The sequence below is a fragment of the Streptomyces sp. NPDC008163 genome (assembly GCF_042956885.1).
GTDB lineage: Bacteria > Actinomycetota > Actinomycetes > Streptomycetales > Streptomycetaceae > Streptomyces > Streptomyces drozdowiczii_A.
The window spans coordinates 161,334-178,387 of record NZ_JBIBHG010000002.1 but is presented as its reverse complement, the minus strand read 5'-3'; the positions used below and the strand labels follow the sequence as shown (position 1 = coordinate 178,387).

Sequence of the window (17,054 nt, the reverse complement as noted above, 5' to 3'; positions counted from 1 at the left end):
CCACGCACTCCCACTCGTCCACCGATGCCCCGTTATGCGGCATTCGGTCAATCTAGCGGCCGCCCCCACCGATTAGCCTGCGCGCCGTGACCTCCCTGAACAGCCACGGCCTGCGTTTCGCCTTCGGCACCCTGACCGTGCTCCCCGTCCGCGTCACCCGCTGGGACCGGGAGACCGCCCGGGCCGGGATGCTGTGCGCGCCCCTGGCCGGGCTGCTCGTCGGTGTCCTCGCGGCGGTCCCGGGCGCCCTGCTGCTGGGGGGCGGGGCGGGCCCGCTGCTCGCCGCCGTGGCCTCGGCCGCCGTGCCCGCAGCGCTCACCCGGGGTCTCCATCTGGACGGTCTCGCGGACACCGCCGACGGCCTGGGCAGCGGCAAGCCGGCCGACGACGCGCTGCGGATCATGAAGCAGTCGGACATCGGCCCGTTCGGCGTGATCACCCTGCTCTTCACGCTGCTGGCCCAGGTGGCGGCCCTTCAGCGGCTGTACGCGGACGGCTGGGCGCAGGGCGCGGTGGCGGCCGTCGCCTCCGCCGTCGTGGCCCGGCTCGCGCTCACCCTGGCCTCCCGGCGCGGCGTCCCGGCGGCCCGCCCGGAGGGCCTGGGCGCGGCCGTCGCCGGTACGGTCCCGGCGGCCGGTGCCTGGGCGGCCGGGCTCGTGGCGGTGGCGGGGTGCGCGGGGGCGGGGGCGCTGCTGGGCGGGTACGGGGCGCTGCGGTACACCCTGGCCGCCGTGGCCGCGCCGGTGGCGGCCGGGCTGTTGCTGCGGCACTGCGTGCGGCGGTTCGGCGGGGTGACCGGGGACGTGTTCGGGGCGCTGGCGGAGACCGCGGCGACGGTGACGCTGGTGTGCCTGGCGCTGGGCTGAGGCGGCGTCAGGCGCAGCTCTCGCGCTCGACGCCCAGCTCGTACTCCTTGCGCAGCGAGCTGAGCCCCAGCTTCCTGGACCGTGCGCAGAACTCCGCCGCCGGCAGCTCGTACTCCACGTGGAAGACCGCCTTGCCCGCCTTCACGAACGGGGTCAGCTCCTCGCACTCCCCGTACTGCGCGCACTGCTCGTTGACCGCGAAGTCGAAGTCGCCGACCAGCTCCGGGATCTGCGGCAGGTCGTTCTTGAGGCCGACGGACATGCCGTGGCGGTGGACCAGTCGGGCGATCAGTCGGTTGTAGCGCAGCTGGTCGGCGGCGGTGAGCGGGAAGCCGCTGCTGTTGCGGTAGCCGTCCATGTTGTCCGGTTCGACCGCGTCGAAACCCTTCTTCGCGCACATCGCGATCCGGGGCTCCATCAGCGGTTCCAGGACCTCGGTGCGCCGGATGTCGAGCCAGCGCTCGCCCTTCCAGCCGTTGCTTTTCCCGAGCACGGCGGTGGGGAAACGGGCCGCGTCCGGGCGGAAGTCCTCCCAGGCGCCGGTGGACAGGTAGCAGATGACCTTGCGGCCCTCGCGGTGCAGCGCGGCGACCTGGGCCGCCGTCCGGTCGAAGCCGTCGACGTCGTACACCGGGGCGTCCACCGAGGTGTCGAGCTTCCCCGACAGCTGCCACTGCCAGTCGGTGCCGGGCTCCGGCTGCCAGCGCGCCTGCGAGGGCCGCGCGGCGGCGGTCTCCTTCCCCGCCGGGGCCTGTCCGCGCTCCGAGGAGCAGCCCGTCAGCGTCGTGAGCAGCATCAGTGCGGCGGCGGCGAGAACGCCGCGCGCCCCGCTCGTCCGTGCGGCCGTCCGGTCGCGCATCGTCCCCCCAGGTCCGCCGGGACGATCTTCCCGGGAGCACCACCGTACGACGGCTACGGCTTGCCGCCGTGAGAGGGCAGCAAAGGCGCGCGTAGGCTCATTCCCGGCACATTGCGGCCGCGTCTACGATGCGCCGGGCACGGTCGGCCCACCCACTCGACCGAAAAGAACTCAACGGAAGCGAGATTTCACCACCGTGACTGCTCTCACTCTCAGCACTGCCGGTGCGGCGACGCTGCGCGCCGACGCCCTTGTCGTGGGCGTCGCCAAGGGCGCTGGATCCAAGCCTGGGGACCTGGTCCTCGCACCGGGCGCCGAGGCCGTGGACAAGGCGTTCGGCGGGAAGCTCGCCGCCGTCCTGGCGACCCTGGGCGCCTCGGGTGCCGAGGGCGAGCTGACGAAGGTCCCGGCCCCCGAGGGCCTGAAGGTCCCCGTCGTCATCGCGGCCGGCCTCGGCAAGGCCCCGGAGAAGGACGGCGCGTACGACGCCGAGACGCTGCGCCGCGCCGCCGGTGCCGCCGCCCGCGCGCTGGCCGGCGCGAAGAAGGCCGGCTTCGCGCTGCCCGTCGGCTCCGTCGAGGACGCCGAGGCGATCGCCGAGGGCGCCCTGCTCGGCGCGTACGCCTTCACCGCCTACCAGGCCGGTGAGAACAAGCTGGCCCCCAAGGACGCGAAGCCCGCCGGCGCCAAGCAGGCGCTGGCCGAGGTCGCCCTGCTCGGTGCCAAGCCGCGGGACAAGGCGTTCAAGGCCGCCGCCGAGCGCGCGATCGCCCTCGCCGAGGAGATCAACCGCGCCCGCGACCTGGTCAACACCCCGCCCAACGACCTCTACCCCGAGTCCTTCGCCGCCGTGGCCAGCGCCGCCGGCAAGGAGCACGGCATCAAGGTGCAGGTGCTGGACGAGAAGGCGCTCGTCAAGGGCGGCTACGGCGGCATCCTGGGCGTCGGCCAGGGCGCGGAGCGCGGCCCGCGCCTGGTGAAGCTCGCCTACACGCACCCGAAGGCGGAGAAGACCCTGGCCCTCGTCGGCAAGGGCATCACCTACGACTCGGGCGGCATCTCGCTGAAGCCGGCCGGTCACAACGAGACGATGAAGTGCGACATGGCCGGCGCGGCCGCCGTGTTCGCGACCGTCGTCTCGGCCGCCCGTCTGGGCCTGCGCGTCAACGTCACCGCCTGGCTGGCGCTCGCCGAGAACATGCCGTCGGGCAGCGCCACCCGCCCGGGTGACGTCCTGCGCATGTACAGCGGCAAGACCGTCGAGGTCCTGAACACCGACGCCGAGGGCCGGCTCGTCATGGCCGACGCGCTGACCCGCGCCTCGGAGGAGAAGCCGGACGCGATCGTCGACGTGGCGACCCTGACCGGCGCGATGGTGCTGGCCCTGGGCAACCGCACCTTCGGCATCATGTCCAACGACGACGCCTTCCGTACCTCGATCCACGAGATCGCGGACGAGGTCGGCGAGGCGTCCTGGCCGATGCCGCTCCCGGCCGACCTGCGCAAGGGCATGGACTCCTCGACCGCCGACATCGCCAACATGGGCGAGCGGATGGGCGGCGGCCTGGTGGCCGGTCTGTTCCTGAAGGAGTTCGTGGGCGAGGGCATCGCCTGGGCCCACCTGGACATCGCGGGCCCCGCCTTCCACGAGGGCGCCCCCTACGGCTACACGCCCAAGGGCGGCACCGGCTCCGCCATCCGTACGCTGGTGAAGCTGGCGGAGCGCACCGCCGCCGGCGACCTCGGCTGACCGGTCGCGGCACGCCCCGTACGGCCCCGGGCATACGTCCGGGGCCGTAGGTGTTTGACCCCGGGAGGGACGATCGACCGTCCCGGACACGGGCCCCGCGTCCCGCCCACCGTCAACAAGTGCGAAGATGGGTTCTCGGCAGGACAGGGCCCCCACCACAGGGCCGAAGACAAAGCGGCCGCACACCAGCCGACCGGCCGGTAACACCCCGAGGACGGGGCCCGGCGTACGGCGCACATGCATGGAGGACGTGACGTGGCGAACGACGCCAGCACCGTTTTCGACCTAGTGATCCTCGGCGGTGGCAGCGGCGGGTACGCCGCGGCCCTGCGCGGAGCGCAGCTGGGCCTGGACGTCGCTCTGATCGAGAAGGGCAAGGTCGGCGGCACCTGCCTGCACAACGGCTGCATCCCCACGAAGGCCCTGCTGCACGCCGGCGAGATCGCGGACCAGGCTCGCGAGTCCGCGCAGTTCGGCGTCAAGGCCACCTTCGAGGGCATCGACATGGCGGCCGTCCACAAGTACAAGGACGACGTGATCTCCGGCCTCTACAAGGGTCTGCAGGGTCTCGTCGCCTCCCGCAAGGTGCACTACATCGAGGGTGAGGGCCGGCTCTCCTCCCCCACCTCGGTGGACGTGAACGGCCAGCGCATCCAGGGCCGCCACGTGCTCCTGGCGACCGGCTCCGTGCCGAAGTCGCTGCCGGGCCTGGAGATCGACGGCAACCGCATCATCTCCTCGGACCACGCGCTGAAGCTGGACCGCGTCCCGAAGTCCGCGATCGTGCTGGGCGGCGGCGTCATCGGCGTCGAGTTCGCCTCGGCGTGGACCTCCTTCGGCTCCGAAGTGACGATCATCGAGGGCCTGAAGCACCTCGTCCCGGTCGAGGACGAGAACAGCTCGAAGCTTCTTGAGCGCGCCTTCCGCAAGCGCGGCATCAAGTTCAACCTCGGCACGTTCTTCCAGAGCGCCGAGTACACGCAGGACGGCGTCCGCGTGACCCTCGCCGACGGCAAGACCTTCGAGGCGGAGGTGCTGCTGGTCGCGATCGGCCGCGGCCCGGTCTCGCAGGGCCTCGGTTACGAGGAGGCCGGGGTCAACATGGACCGCGGCTACGTCCTGGTCGACGAGTACATGCGCACCAACGTTCCGACGATCTCGGCCGTGGGCGACCTGGTCCCGACGCTCCAGCTGGCGCACGTCGGCTTCGCCGAGGGCATCCTCGTCGCGGAGCGGCTGGCCGGTCTCAAGACCGTCCCGATCGACTACGACGGTGTCCCCCGGGTCACGTACTGCCACCCCGAGGTCGCCTCCGTCGGCATCACCGAGGCCAAGGCCAAGGAGCTCTACGGCGCGGACAAGGTCGTCGCGCTGAAGTACAACCTCGCGGGCAACGGCAAGAGCAAGATCCTCAAGACCGCGGGCGAGATCAAGCTCGTCCAGGTCAAGGACGGTGCCGTGGTCGGCGTCCACATGGTCGGTGACCGTATGGGCGAGCAGGTCGGCGAAGCCCAGCTGATCTACAACTGGGAAGCGCTGCCGGCCGAGGTCGCCCAGCTCATCCACGCCCACCCGACGCAGAACGAGGCGATGGGCGAGGCCCACCTGGCGCTCGCCGGCAAGCCGCTTCACTCCCACGACTGACCAGTCGACCGGGCGCGACGACCGACCACTTCCGCATTTTCGTAAGGAGCAACTGAAACCATGTCGGTTTCCGTAACCCTTCCGGCGCTCGGCGAGAGCGTCACCGAGGGCACTGTCACCCGCTGGCTGAAGGCCGAGGGCGAGCGCGTCGAGGCCGACGAGCCGTTGCTCGAGGTCTCGACCGACAAGGTCGACACCGAGATCCCCGCCCCCGCCTCCGGCGTCCTGTCGTCCATCAAGGTCGCCGAGGACGAGACCGTCGAGGTCGGCGCCGAGCTGGCCATCATCGACGACGGCTCGGGCGCCCCGGCCGCCGAGGCCGCCCCGGCCGCCGAGGCCGCCCCGGCCGCCGAGCCGGCCGAGGCCCCCGCCGCCGAGGCCCCCGCCACCCCGGCCCCCGCCGCCGAGGCTCCCGCCGCCCCGGCCGGTGGCGCCTCCGGCACCGACGTCACCCTGCCGGCGCTCGGCGAGAGCGTCACCGAGGGCACCGTCACCCGCTGGCTCAAGGAGGTCGGCGAGGAGGTCGCGGAGGACGAGCCCCTGCTCGAGGTCTCCACGGACAAGGTCGACACCGAGATCCCCGCCCCGGTCGCCGGTGTGCTGCTGGAGATCGTGGTCGGCGAGGACGAGACCGCCGAGGTCGGCGCCAAGCTCGCCGTCATCGGCGCGCCCGGTGCCGCTCCGGCCGAGGCCCCGGCCCCGGCTCAGCCCGCCCCGGCCCAGGAGGCCCCGGCCCCCGCACCGGCTCCGGCCCAGGAGGCTCCGGCCCCCGCCGCGCCCGCCCCGGCTCCGGCGCCCGCCGCCCAGGCACCGGCCGCTCCGGCGCCCGCCGCCCAGGCCCCGGCTCCGGCGGCTCCCGCCCCGGCCCCGGCCGCCCCGGCACAGGCTCCGGCCGCCGCCCCGGCCGCGACCTCCGGTGACGACGGCGCGTACGTCACGCCGCTGGTCCGCAAGCTCGCCGCCGAGAACGGCGTCGACCTGGGCTCGGTCAAGGGCACCGGCGTCGGTGGCCGCATCCGCAAGCAGGACGTCGTCGCCGCGGCGGAGGCCGCCAAGGCCGCCGCCGCTGCCCCGGCTCCCGCCGCCGCCGCTCCGACGGCCGCCTCCAAGGCGCCGAAGCTGGAGGCCAGCCCGCTGCGCGGCCAGACCGTCAAGATGACCCGCATGCGCAAGGTCATCGGCGACAACATGATGAAGGCGCTGCACTCGCAGGCCCAGCTGACCTCGGTCGTCGAGGTCGACGTCACCAAGCTGATGAAGCTGCGCGCCAAGGCGAAGGACGGCTTCGCGGCCCGTGAGGGCGTCAAGCTCTCCCCGATGCCGTTCTACGTGAAGGCCGCCGCCCAGGCGCTGAAGGCCCACCCGGTCATCAACGCCCGGATCAACGAGGACGAAGGCACCATCACGTACTTCGACTCGGAGAACATCGGCATCGCCGTGGACGCCGAGAAGGGCCTGATGACCCCGGTCATCAAGGGCGCGGGCGACCTCAACATCGCCGGTATCTCGAAGAAGACCGCCGAGCTGGCCGGCAAGGCCCGCGGTGGCGGCCTGACCCCGGACGACATGTCCGGTGCCACCTTCACCATCAGCAACACCGGCTCGCGCGGCGCGCTGTTCGACACCGTCATCGTGCCGCCGAACCAGGCAGCCATCCTGGGCATCGGCGCCACCGTGAAGCGTCCCGCGGTCATCGAGACCGAGGAGGGCACCGTGATCGGTGTCCGCGACATGACGTACCTGTCGCTCTCCTACGACCACCGTCTGGTGGACGGCGCGGACGCCGCCCGCTACCTGACCGCGGTCAAGGCGATCCTGGAGGCCGGCGAGTTCGAGGTCGAGCTCGGCCTGTAACCAGCCTCACGATCGGCGCCCCCGTCCGGAACCCTTCCGGGCGGGGGCGCCGCCGTATTGTCTAGACACCACCGGTCGCCCCGGCCACCGTGCCCGGTGCAGGCGTACCGGTCTGTCCGAAGGAGCCCGTCATGACCCCGCCCGTCGTCCACTCGCTGCGCGAACAGATCCGCGAGCACATCGTGGAGGGGATCGTCAGCGGGCGCTGGAAGCCGGGCGAGCGGATCGTGGAGCGGCGCATCGCGACCGAGCTGGAGGTCAGCCAGACGCCCGTGCGCGAGGCGCTGCGGGAGCTGGAGACGCTGCGGCTGATCGAGTCGGCGCCCAACAAGGGCGTCCGGGTCCGCAACCTCACGGCCGCCGACCTGGAGGAGAGCTATCCCGTACGGGCGGGCCTGGAGCAGATCGCGGCCGAGCTGGCGGCCCCCGGGCTCGGCGAGGACTGCTCGCTGCTGGCGCCGCACGTGGCGGCGCTGTACGAGGCGGACCGGCTGGCGGACGGTGAGGCGCAGGTCAGGCACACGGTCGGCTTCCACCGCGAGATGGTGCGGGCGGCGGGGAACGCGGTGCTGCTGCATACCTGGGAGGGGCTGGGCATCGAGGTGTTCACGGCCCTGTCGATCCGCTGGCTGGGGACGGTCCAGAAGTCGTACGCGGAGGAGCACGAGGCCCTCATCGACGCGTTCCTGCGGCAGGACCCGGAGATCGGGACCCTGGTCAAGGCACACGTCCTGGGGTGCGCGCCGCGCGCCTGAGCTGCTGCGCAAGTGTCGGGCCCGCCGCTCTTCCGTGCAGGTCAGCGCCCGTTTTGACGGGTAAATCCCGTCACCCGGTGCCCCATTTCATGGCACCGCATGCCACTTTCTTCATATCGAGAAGTTTTGCCGTTCATCCTTTGATCGATCATCGATCGGCGATTTACAGTTCATCTCGCGGGCCCACCGGCCCCATCGCCCTGTCCTGCCAGTCAGGGACTTCTCCACCCCCCTCCTCACCGGAAGGCGGCGATCATGACCGACCCCGTAGGAAAGCTTCCGAGCGAGCTCGACCAGCTCCCGGACCGCGACCCGGAGGAGACCGCTGAATGGGCGGCCTCCCTGGATGCCGTCACCAAGGCCGCGGGCCCGCACCGTGCCGCGTACCTGATGCGGCGCTCGCTCCAGCATGCCGAGGGCGCCGGTCTCGCGCTGCCCAAGCTGCTGGAGACCGATTACGTCAACTCCATCCCGACCGCCGCGGAGCCCGACTTCGACGGTGACCTGGAGATGGAGTCGAAGATCACCGCGTGGAACCGCTGGAACGCGGCCGCGATGGTCACCCGTGGCGCGCGCTTCGGCGTCGGCGGCCACATCGCCACCTTCGCCTCGGCGGCCTGGCTGTACGAGACCGGCTTCAACCACTTCTTCCGCGGCAAGGAGGGGGACGGCTCCGGCGACCAGCTGTACGTGCAGGGCCACGCCTCCCCCGGCATCTACGCCCGCGCCTACCTCGACGGCCGGCTCAGCGAGCAGCAGCTCGACAACTTCCGCCAGGAGTCGGGCGGCAACGGCCTGCCCTCCTACCCGCACCCGCGCCGGCTGCCCTGGCTGTGGGAGTTCCCCACGGTCTCCATGGGCCTCGGCCCGCTCTCGGCGATCTACCAGGCGCGCTTCAACCGCTACCTCGCCAACCGCAACATCAAGGACACGTCGAACTCGCACGTCTGGGCCTTCCTGGGCGACGGCGAGATGGACGAGCCCGAGTCGACCGCCGCCCTCGCCCTCGCGGCCCGCGAGCAGCTCGACAACCTGACCTTCGTCATCAACTGCAACCTGCAGCGCCTCGACGGTCCGGTCCGCGCCAACTTCCGCGTCGTGCAGGAGCTGGAGGGCGCCTTCCGGGGCGCCGGCTGGAACGTCATCAAGACCCTCTGGGGCAACGCCTGGGACGAGCTGTTCCAGCTCGACACCACGGGCGCGCTGGTCCGTCGCCTCCGCGAGGTCCCGGACGCGCAGTTCCAGACGTACGCCACCCGTGACGTCGCGTACATCCGCGAGCACTTCTTCGGTGCCGAGCCCGCCCTCGCCGAGCTGGCGAAACTGCTCACCGACGCGAAGATCGCCGAGTGCTTCTACACCTCCCGCGGCGGCCACGAGGCCCGCAAGGTGTACGCGGCGTACCGCGCGGCCGTCGAGCACAAGGGTGCGCCGACCGTGATCCTCGCCCAGACGGTGAAGGGCTACACGCTCGGCAAGGGCTTCGAGTCCAAGAACGCCAACCACCAGATGAAGAAGCTGACGATCGACGAGTTCAAGGGCATGCGCGAGCTGCTCGGCCTGCCGATCCCGGACAGCGCCTTCGACGACGGCCTGGTGCCCTACGGCCACCCGGGCGCCGACTCCCCCGAGGTCCGCTACCTCCAGGAGCGCCGTGCCGCCCTCGGCGGCCCCGCCCCGGCCCGCCGGGTGCACGCGGTGGCGCTGCCGCAGCCCGAGGAGCGCGCGTTCGCCGCGCTCAAGAAGGGCTCCGGCAAGCAGGAGATGGCCACCACCATGGCCTTCGTCCGCCTGGTCAAGGACCTGATGCGGGACAAGCAGACCGGCAAGCGCTGGGTGCCGATCGTCCCGGACGAGGCCCGCACCTTCGGCATGGAGTCGCTGTTCCCCTCCGCCGGCATCTACTCGCCGCTGGGCCAGACGTACGAGCCGGTCGACCGCGACCAGCTGATGTACTACAAGGAGGCCAAGGACGGCCAGATCCTCAACGAGGGGATCACCGAGGCCGGCGCCATGGCCGACTTCATCGCCGCCGCCACGTCGTACGCGACGCACGGCGAGACGATGATCCCGTTCTACATCTTCTACTCGATGTTCGGCTGGCAGCGGACCGGCGACCAGTTCTGGCAGCTCGCCGACCAGCTCGGCAAGGGCTTCATCGTCGGCGCGACCGCCGGCCGTACGACCCTGACGGGCGAGGGCCTCCAGCACGCGGACGGCCACTCGCACCTGATCGCCGCCACGAACCCGGCGTCGCTCAACTACGACCCGGCGTTCGCGTACGAGATCGCGGTGATCGTCAAGGACGGTCTGCGGCGGATGTACGGCCCCGATGCCGAGGACGTCTTCTACTACCTGACGGTCTACAACGAGCCGAAGCCGCAGCCCGCGATGCCGGAAGGCGTCGAGGAGGGCATCGTCAAGGGCCTGTACCGCTTCAAGGAGGGCGCGCCCGCCGCGGCGGACGCGCCGCGCGCCCAGCTGCTGGCCTCCGGCACGGCGATCCACTGGGCCCTGGAGGCCCAGGAGATGCTGGCCGCCGACTGGGGTGTCACGGCCGACGTCTGGTCCGCCACCTCCTGGGGCGAGCTGCGCCGCGAGGCGCTGGAGTGCGACGAGGCGCTGCTCCGCGGTGAGCAGCGGGTGCCGTACGTGACGCAGGCGCTGGAGGGCGCTCCGGGTCCGGTCGTCGCGGTCAGCGACTGGATGCGCGCGGTACCGGACCAGATCAGCCAGTGGGTCGAGCAGGACTACACCTCGCTCGGCACGGACGGCTTCGGCCTCTCCGACACGCGTGACGCGGCCCGCCGCCACTTCGGTGTCGACGCCCCGTCCGTCGTGGTCGCCACGCTGGCCCAGCTGGCCCGGCGCGGCGAGGTGCCGGCGACCGCCGTCAAGGAGGCGCGGGACCGGTACGGTCTCTGACATCCGATCGCGCCCGTCCGGCTCGAGGCCTTGTCCTCGAGCCGGACGGGCTTGGTTTTGCCGCGCCGTATTCCAGCCACAATGGCCGCATGCGTGCTGCCCGGCTGATTCGAATGGTGCTGCTCCTCCAGGCCCGCCCCGGCATGACCGCCGCCGAGCTGTCCCGGGAGCTGGAGGTGTCCGAGCGGACCGTCACCCGGGACGCCCAGGCCCTCTCCGAGGCCGGTGTCCCGGTCTACGCGGAGCGCGGCCGGGCCGGCGGCTACCGGCTCACCGGCGGCTACCGCACCGGGCTGACCGGTCTCGCCCGCGACGAGGCGGAGGCGCTGTTCCTGTCCGGGCTGCCCTCGGCCCTGCGCGAGATGGGCCTCGCGGACGCCGCGTCGGCCGCCCGGCTGAAGGTGTCGGCGGCCCTGACACCCGCGCTGCGGGACGCCCCGGCGGGGGCGGGCCGGCGCTTCCACCTGGACGCGCCCGGCTGGTACCAGGAGCCGGTCACCCCGGAGCTGCTGCCCGCCGTGGCCGAGGCCGTGTGGCGCGACCGGCTGCTCCTGACCCGGTACCGGCGGGCCGGCCGGGACACCGATGTCGAACGGGAGCTGGCCCCGTACGGGCTCGTCCTGAAGGCGGGCGTCTGGTATCTGTGCGCCCGCGCGGGCGCGGACACCCGGGTGTACCGCATCGACCGGTTCACCGCCGCCACCGTTTCGGCCACCCCGTTCGTCCGGGACGAGGGTTTCGACCTGCCCGCCTTCTGGGAAGAGCGGTCCGCCGCCTTCGCCCGTTCCCTGCTGCGTACGGAGGTGACGCTGCGGCTCTCGGAGGCGGCGGCGCACCGGCTGCCGCACGTCGTGGACCGGGCCGCCGCCACGGAGGCCCTGGAGGCGGCCGGGCCGCCCGACGGGGAGGGCAGGGTCACGGTCACCCTGGCGGTGGAGTCCCCGGACGTCGCCTACGGCCAGCTGCTGGGCCTCGGACCGGAGTTGGAGGTCCTGGCCCCGGCCGGGCTGCGGGAGAGGTTCCGGGCGGCGGCCGCCGGGCTGCACGCGCTCTACGGGGACACGCCCTGACGGCTTCGTTCAGATGTCTGGGCGTGCGTCGGCCGCTCCGAGGGCAGATGCTGGACCCGTGATGGACGAGACCGAGTTCTGGGAGCTGATCGACAGCACGCGCGAGGCCGCCGACGGCGACCCCGAGGACCACGCCGATCTGCTGGTCGACAAGCTGGTGCTGCTCGACCCCGAAGCGGTGCTGGACTTCGCCCGGCATTTCGAGGCCCGCTTCAACCGGGCCTACCGCTGGGACCTGTGGGGCGCCGCCGCCATCCTGCTCGGCGGTGCGAGCGACGACGCCTTCGACTACTTCCGCTGCTGGCTGATCGGCCGGGGCCGGGAGGTCTTCGAGGGCGCCGTGCACGACCCGGACGACCTGGCCGAACTGCTCGACTCCTTCGACGAGGAGCTGGACGGCGACGGCGAGGACCTGGGGTACGCGGCCGACGAGGCGTACGAACAGCTCACCGGCGTCGTCGCGCCCGACCTCGGTCTGCCCCCGCAGCCCGACGAGCCGGAGGGCGCCGAACTGGACCCGGACGACGACGCGGCCCTCGCGGCCCGGCTGCCCGCGCTCTGGGAGCGGTTCGGCGGCTGAGCGCACCCGTCACGGGGCGAGCGGTTCGGCGGCTGGGCGCGCCGTCACGGGGCGAGCGGGCGGCCCATCATCACGTCGTCCACGTACCGCCCGTTCAGGAAGAACTCGCCCGGCAGCACGCCCTCGACGGTGAAGCCCTCCGCCTCGTACAGCGCGCGGGCGGGCACGTTGTGGCCGAGGACCCGCAGGGTGATCCGGTTCGCCCCCTCGCCGCGTGCCGCCGCGCAGGCCGCGCGGATCAGGGCGCGGCCGACGCCCCGGCCGCGCGCCCAGTGGGCCACGGCGAGGCCCTGGATCTGCCGGACGTGCGCGTTGCAGGCCAGCGGGGTCGGCGGCACGACGCGTATGTAGCCGGCCGGTGCCCGCTCCCCCGCCTCGTTCACCGCCTCCGCCACCAGGATGTCCCGGGGCGGATGCCGCTCGTCGAAGAACGGCTCGTACGGCGGCTGCGGGGGCGGCTGCACCGCGTGCAGCGTCGACCAGGTGGCGCGGTCCAGCTCACCGAGCGCGGACTCGTCCGCGAGGACGGCGCGGCGGACGAGGGGGGCGGCGGATCCGGTGGAATCGGTCATGGCCGCCACTGTGCCACGGCCGTGTACGGCGGCCCCGGTGGGGCAGGATGGACGCCATGCCGCACTCCCGTATCGCCGTCAGCGGATCGACCGGACTCATCGGAGCGGCGCTGGTGCGCTCGCTGCGGGCCGACGGGCACGAGGTGGTGCGCCTGGTGCGCCACGCCGCCCGCGCCGGTGACGAGGTGGAGTGGGACCCGAAGCGGGGCTACGTGGACGTGGCCGGGCTCGTGGGCTGCGACGCGGTCGTCCATCTCGCCGGGGCGGGGGTCGGCGACCACCGCTGGACCGAGGCGTACAAGCAGGAGATCCGGGACAGCCGGGTGCTGGGCACCGCCGCCGTCGCGGACGCCGTCGCCTCGCTCGACTCCCCGCCCGCCGTGCTGCTGTCCGGCTCCGCGATCGGCTTCTACGGGGACACCGGCGACCGCCCGGTCGACGAGGAGGCGCCGCCCGGGGACGGGTTCCTGCCGTCGGTCTGCGTGGAGTGGGAGGAGGCCACGGCGGCGGCCGAGGAGGCCGGGGTGCGTACGGTGCACGCCCGCACCGGCCTGGTGGTCGCCCGGGAGGGAGGCGCCTGGGGGCGGCTCTTCCCGCTGTTCCGGGCGGGGCTCGGCGGCCGGATGGGCGACGGGCGGCAGTACTGGAGCTACATCGCCCTGCACGACCACATCGCGGCGCTGCGGCACATCCTGGACACCCCGGAGTTGTCCGGGCCGGTGAACCTGACCGCTCCGACACCCGTCACCAACGCCGAGGTGACCGCCGCGATGGGCAGGGTGCTGCGGCGGCCGACCCTCTTCACGGCGCCCGCTCCGGCCCTGCGGCTCGCACTCGGCGAATTCGCCGGGGACGTGCTGGGCAGTCAGCGGGTGCTGCCCGCGCGGCTGCTGGGCTCCGGCTTCTCCTTCGCCTTCCCCTCCGTCGACGCCGCCATCCGCGCCGCCCTGCGCTGACGGACCGTCCGGGCAGCCCGGTTTTTTTCGGACGGGCGTGCGACCCCGTGCATCGGTGCTCCGGTCCGCGCGCGACTGCGCACGATCGGGCCACTCTCCTAGCCTCCTGACGAACTCACGCATTCCGGTGGGCGGTTGAGGGCATGAGCCCCCCACCACTAGCGCCGAACCGGGGAGGGCACGTGCTCAGCACGGCACACCACGCGGACGTCGTCATCATCGGGGCCGGGATCGCCGGCCTGTCGGCGGCCCACCGACTGACCAGCGCCGGGGTCAGCGTCAGCGTCCTGGAGGCCGGCCCCGACGTCGGCGGCCGGATGGCCACCGACGAGGTGGACGGGTTCCGCCTCGACCGGACCGGCCCGCTGCTCAACACCGCGTATCCGGAGCTCCGCACCACACCGGGGCTCGACGGACTCGTCCTGCGCCCCTTCGACCCCGGGGTCCTCCTGCACAGCGAGGGCCGCCGCCACCGGACCGGCGAGACCCGCCGCGTGCCGGGCGCACGCGGCGCACGGGGCGCGCTCAAGGCGGCGCGCGCCCTCGCGCACGCCCCCCGGCCGGCGCGCACGGGCGCCCTCACCGGTGCCATGGGCGACGCGATCGACCACGCCCGGCTCGGCGTGGCCCTGGCCCGGCTCGCCGCGACACCCCCGGCCCGCCTCCTCGCCCGGCCCGAACGCGCCGCCATCGACGCCCTGGCCGGCCGGCTCTCCTCCCGCACGCTGGGCGGCTTCGTACGCCCGCTGCTCACGGCGCTGCTCAGCGACCCGGACCTCACCACGTCCAGCCGGTGCGCCGACCTCGCCCTGCGGACGTACGCGAGCGGACGGCTGTGCGTACCCGAGGGCGGGGCGGGCACCCTGCCGGCGCTCCTCGCCGCTTCCCTGCCGCCGGGCACCGTACGCACCGGAGTGCACGTCACCTCCGCCGACATCACCTCCGTACGCACCAAGGAGCACGGGGAACTGGGCTGCCGGTCCCTGCTGGTGGCCACCGGAGCGAGCGCCGCCGCCGAGCTGCTGCCGGGCCTGCGGCTGCCGTCCTTCCACCCCGTGACGGTGCTCCATCACACCGCGCCCGCTCCCCCGCCCACCGGCGCCTCGCTGCTCCTGGACGCCGACCGGTCGGGCCCCGTGTCCCACACCGCCGTAATGAGCGAGGTCGACCCGGCCCGCGCCCCGGAGGGCCGGACCCTGATCAGCTCGACGGTCCTGGGCACCCCGCCGGACGACCTGGACCGCACGGTCCGCGCCCACCTCGCCGCGCTCTACGGCGTGCCCACCGACGACTGGGAGCTGCTGGCCGCCCACCACGACCCGGAGGCCGTCCCCGCGATGCCCGCCCCGCACGACCCGCACCGCCCGGTCCGGGTCCTCGCGGGCCTCTATGTGTGCGGCGACCACCGCGACACCGGCACCGTCCAGGGCGCCCTGGCCTCGGGCGCCCGCGCCGCCGCGTCGATCCTCCACGACCTCGGCATCCGCCCGGCCGCCGGGGACGCTCCCGCACTCCCCGAGGCGGCCTGAGACGAGGCGGCCCAGCAGATCTCACCCCAGTGCGGCGACCCGCTCCCGGTAGCCGCGCACGGCGGCGGCGTCACGGTAGGGCTCCAGCCGCCGCTCGAAGTCCCGTACGTACTCCGTGGCCCGCGCCGAGCGCATCTCGGCCGCCTGCTGGGCGGCCTCCGCGCCCAGCCGGCACGCCTGGTCCAGCTCGCCGAGCCCGAGCCGGGCGGACGCCAGCACCACCCGGCAGAAAAGCCTGCTCCGCGCGTACGCGGGGGCGCGCAGCTGGAGCGCGCGCTCCGCGTACTGCGCGGCGGACCGGTACTGCTGAAGGTCGCGGTGGCAGTGCCCGAACTCGTCGGCGAGCTGCGCCTCGTCGAAGTGGCGCGCCCAGTGCGGGACCTCGTCGCCGGGGCGGGCCGCCTCCAGGGCGCGTTCCGCGCGGGCGAGCGAGGCCGTGCACGCCTTGGAGTCCCCGAGCACCGCGTGCCCGCGCGCCTCGACCGCGTGCAGCAGGGCCATGACGGTGTGGGGCGCGGCCGAGCCGATGCCCTGCTGGGCGACGCGGGCCAGCTGGACCGCTTCCCGGCCGTGGGCGAGATAGACCGCCTGGCGGCTCATGGTGATCAGCACATAGCTGCCGTAGGCCCGGTCGCCGGCCGCCTGGGAGAGGCGGAGCGCCTGCACGAAGTAGCGCTGGGCGAGCCCGTGCGCCGCGATGTCGTACGAGGTCCAGCCGGCCAGCCTGGTCAGGTCGGCGGCGGCCGCGAAGAGCCGGCGGCCGGTCGCCTCGCCGTACGTGCCGCGCAGCATCGGCTCCGTCTCGTGCTCCAGGTACCGCACGAGGGCCTGGCGGGCGTGGCCGCCGCCGTAGGCGTGGTCGAGCGTACGGAAGAGCTCGGCCACCGAGCGCAGCGCGGCGACGTCCCCCTCGCCGACCCGGAGCCCCGAGCCCCGCTCGGTCTGCCGCTGCCGGGGCACCCCGGGGCCGCCCGCCGCGCCGCCCGTCGCGCCGCCGGCCGGGGCGCCTGGGGGTGCGGGCGCCCCGCCGGGCCGCGAGGGCACCGGTCCGCGCACGCTGTGCCGCCCGCCCTGCTCGGGCACGGCGGTCAGGGCTCCGGCGGCGGGGAGCTGGGCGCCGGCCGCCCGCACGGCGCCGGCCCTGGCGGGCACCGGCCGGCCGACCCACTCGTCGGCCCGGCCGATCAGCCAGTCCCGGCTGGGCACGACGAGACCGGCCGGAGTGAAGGCGATCTTCCGCAGCTCGGTGTGGCTGCCGGAGTCCTTGCGCCAGAGCCCGCTGACGATGTCGACGGCCTCGGCGGGCGTGGCGGCGAACTCCAGACCCGCGTAGACCGGGGCGCAGGCGTCGAGGCCGAGGTCCTGCGCGGAGAGCCGGCGGCCGAGCCGCCGGGTGAAGACCTCGGCGATGAGCGCGGGGGTGGTGCCCCGGGGCTGCTGGCCGCGCAGCCAGCGGGTCACGGAGGTCTTGTCGTACCTCAGGTCGAGTCCGTGTTCGAGGCCGAGCTGGTCCACCCGGCGGGCGAGGCCGGCGTTGGAGAACCCGGCCTCGGTGATGAGCGAGGCGAGCCGGCGGTTGGGCGTGCGCTGCGGAGGTCGTTCCGACATCAGCTCTAGGGTCTCCTGCCTTCGGGGCCGGGCAGCCCTCTGACGAACGGCGCGAATTTAACTGTCTGCGGGGCGGCCTCAGCACC

The 17,054-nt window shown here is 73.5% G+C and carries 13 protein-coding genes; 10 read left to right on the top strand and 3 right to left on the bottom strand.

Annotation, left to right across the window (positions count from 1 at the left end; genetic code table 11):
* The first annotated feature begins 86 nt into the window (after window positions 1–86).
* On the top strand, window positions 87–866 hold the full coding sequence (locus tag ACFZAT_RS05940; protein ID WP_391260728.1) for an adenosylcobinamide-GDP ribazoletransferase: 780 nt from the start codon (window positions 87–89) through the stop codon (window positions 864–866).
* Between the two features lie 7 nt (window positions 867–873).
* Here the strand turns inward: ACFZAT_RS05940 and ACFZAT_RS05935 are convergent, their stop codons facing one another.
* Window positions 874–1,725 (bottom strand): endo alpha-1,4 polygalactosaminidase, encoded by an 852-nt coding sequence (locus ACFZAT_RS05935; RefSeq protein ID WP_391260725.1) that lies wholly within the window; start codon window positions 1,723–1,725, stop codon window positions 874–876.
* A gap of 196 nt (window positions 1,726–1,921) precedes the next feature.
* Here ACFZAT_RS05935 and ACFZAT_RS05930 point away from each other — a divergent pair, with 196 nt between their 5' ends.
* The 7 genes from ACFZAT_RS05930 to ACFZAT_RS05900 all read left to right on the top strand — a co-directional run bounded on the left by ACFZAT_RS05930 (window position 1,922) and on the right by ACFZAT_RS05900 (window position 12,303).
* Window positions 1,922–3,475, top strand: coding sequence for a leucyl aminopeptidase (locus ACFZAT_RS05930; RefSeq protein ID WP_391260722.1), 1,554 nt, complete (start codon window positions 1,922–1,924; stop codon window positions 3,473–3,475).
* Window positions 3,476–3,730: 255 nt separating this feature from the next.
* Window positions 3,731–5,119 carry a dihydrolipoyl dehydrogenase gene (gene lpdA, locus ACFZAT_RS05925; protein WP_391260719.1) on the top strand — a complete coding sequence of 463 codons (1,389 nt, stop codon included), beginning with the start codon at window positions 3,731–3,733 and terminating at the stop codon, window positions 5,117–5,119.
* A gap of 60 nt (window positions 5,120–5,179) precedes the next feature.
* On the top strand, window positions 5,180–6,973 hold the full coding sequence (gene sucB / locus ACFZAT_RS05920) for a 2-oxoglutarate dehydrogenase, E2 component, dihydrolipoamide succinyltransferase (RefSeq protein WP_391260716.1): 1,794 nt from the start codon (window positions 5,180–5,182) through the stop codon (window positions 6,971–6,973).
* A gap of 131 nt (window positions 6,974–7,104) precedes the next feature.
* Window positions 7,105–7,728 (top strand): GntR family transcriptional regulator, encoded by a 624-nt coding sequence (locus ACFZAT_RS05915; RefSeq protein WP_391260713.1) that lies wholly within the window; start codon window positions 7,105–7,107, stop codon window positions 7,726–7,728.
* Window positions 7,729–7,983: 255 nt separating this feature from the next.
* Window positions 7,984–10,653 carry a pyruvate dehydrogenase (acetyl-transferring), homodimeric type gene (gene aceE / locus ACFZAT_RS05910; protein ID WP_391260710.1) on the top strand — a complete coding sequence of 890 codons (2,670 nt, stop codon included), beginning with the start codon at window positions 7,984–7,986 and terminating at the stop codon, window positions 10,651–10,653.
* Window positions 10,654–10,742: 89 nt separating this feature from the next.
* Window positions 10,743–11,723 (top strand): WYL domain-containing protein, encoded by a 981-nt coding sequence (locus ACFZAT_RS05905; RefSeq protein WP_391260707.1) that lies wholly within the window; start codon window positions 10,743–10,745, stop codon window positions 11,721–11,723.
* 61 nt (window positions 11,724–11,784) lie between these two features.
* Complete coding sequence (locus ACFZAT_RS05900) at window positions 11,785–12,303, top strand: DUF4240 domain-containing protein (protein WP_391261665.1); 519 nt, start codon at window positions 11,785–11,787, stop codon at window positions 12,301–12,303.
* Between the two features lie 44 nt (window positions 12,304–12,347).
* Here ACFZAT_RS05900 and ACFZAT_RS05895 read toward each other — a convergent pair whose 3' ends face one another.
* Window positions 12,348–12,875, bottom strand: a complete 528-nt coding sequence (locus ACFZAT_RS05895; protein WP_391260704.1) for a GNAT family N-acetyltransferase — start codon at window positions 12,873–12,875, stop codon at window positions 12,348–12,350.
* A gap of 56 nt (window positions 12,876–12,931) precedes the next feature.
* Here ACFZAT_RS05895 and ACFZAT_RS05890 point away from each other — a divergent pair, with 56 nt between their 5' ends.
* Together ACFZAT_RS05890 and ACFZAT_RS05885 are read left to right on the top strand one after the other, a co-directional pair.
* On the top strand, window positions 12,932–13,831 hold the full coding sequence (locus tag ACFZAT_RS05890; protein WP_391260701.1) for a TIGR01777 family oxidoreductase: 900 nt from the start codon (window positions 12,932–12,934) through the stop codon (window positions 13,829–13,831).
* A 182-nt stretch (window positions 13,832–14,013) separates the two neighbouring features.
* Window positions 14,014–15,360: an FAD-dependent oxidoreductase gene (locus tag ACFZAT_RS05885; protein ID WP_391260697.1), complete on the top strand. Its 1,347-nt coding sequence runs from the start codon at window positions 14,014–14,016 to the stop codon at window positions 15,358–15,360.
* Window positions 15,361–15,381: 21 nt separating this feature from the next.
* Here the strand turns inward: ACFZAT_RS05885 and ACFZAT_RS05880 are convergent, their stop codons facing one another.
* Window positions 15,382–16,968 carry a regulator gene (locus ACFZAT_RS05880; RefSeq protein ID WP_391260694.1) on the bottom strand — a complete coding sequence of 529 codons (1,587 nt, stop codon included), beginning with the start codon at window positions 16,966–16,968 and terminating at the stop codon, window positions 15,382–15,384.
* Window positions 16,969–17,054 lie beyond the last annotated feature (86 nt).

Coding starts and splice junctions, on each gene's coding strand:
- sucB (WP_391260716.1), top strand. CDS start 5,180: ATGTCGGTTTCCGTAACCCTTCCGGCGCTCGGCGAGAGCGTCACCGAG.
- ACFZAT_RS05900 (WP_391261665.1), top strand. CDS start 11,785: ATGGACGAGACCGAGTTCTGGGAGCTGATCGACAGCACGCGCGAGGCC.
- ACFZAT_RS05880 (WP_391260694.1), bottom strand. CDS start 16,968: ATGTCGGAACGACCTCCGCAGCGCACGCCCAACCGCCGGCTCGCCTCG.
- ACFZAT_RS05915 (WP_391260713.1), top strand. CDS start 7,105: ATGACCCCGCCCGTCGTCCACTCGCTGCGCGAACAGATCCGCGAGCAC.
- ACFZAT_RS05905 (WP_391260707.1), top strand. CDS start 10,743: ATGCGTGCTGCCCGGCTGATTCGAATGGTGCTGCTCCTCCAGGCCCGC.
- ACFZAT_RS05890 (WP_391260701.1), top strand. CDS start 12,932: ATGCCGCACTCCCGTATCGCCGTCAGCGGATCGACCGGACTCATCGGA.
- aceE (WP_391260710.1), top strand. CDS start 7,984: ATGACCGACCCCGTAGGAAAGCTTCCGAGCGAGCTCGACCAGCTCCCG.
- ACFZAT_RS05935 (WP_391260725.1), bottom strand. CDS start 1,725: ATGCGCGACCGGACGGCCGCACGGACGAGCGGGGCGCGCGGCGTTCTC.
- ACFZAT_RS05895 (WP_391260704.1), bottom strand. CDS start 12,875: ATGACCGATTCCACCGGATCCGCCGCCCCCCTCGTCCGCCGCGCCGTC.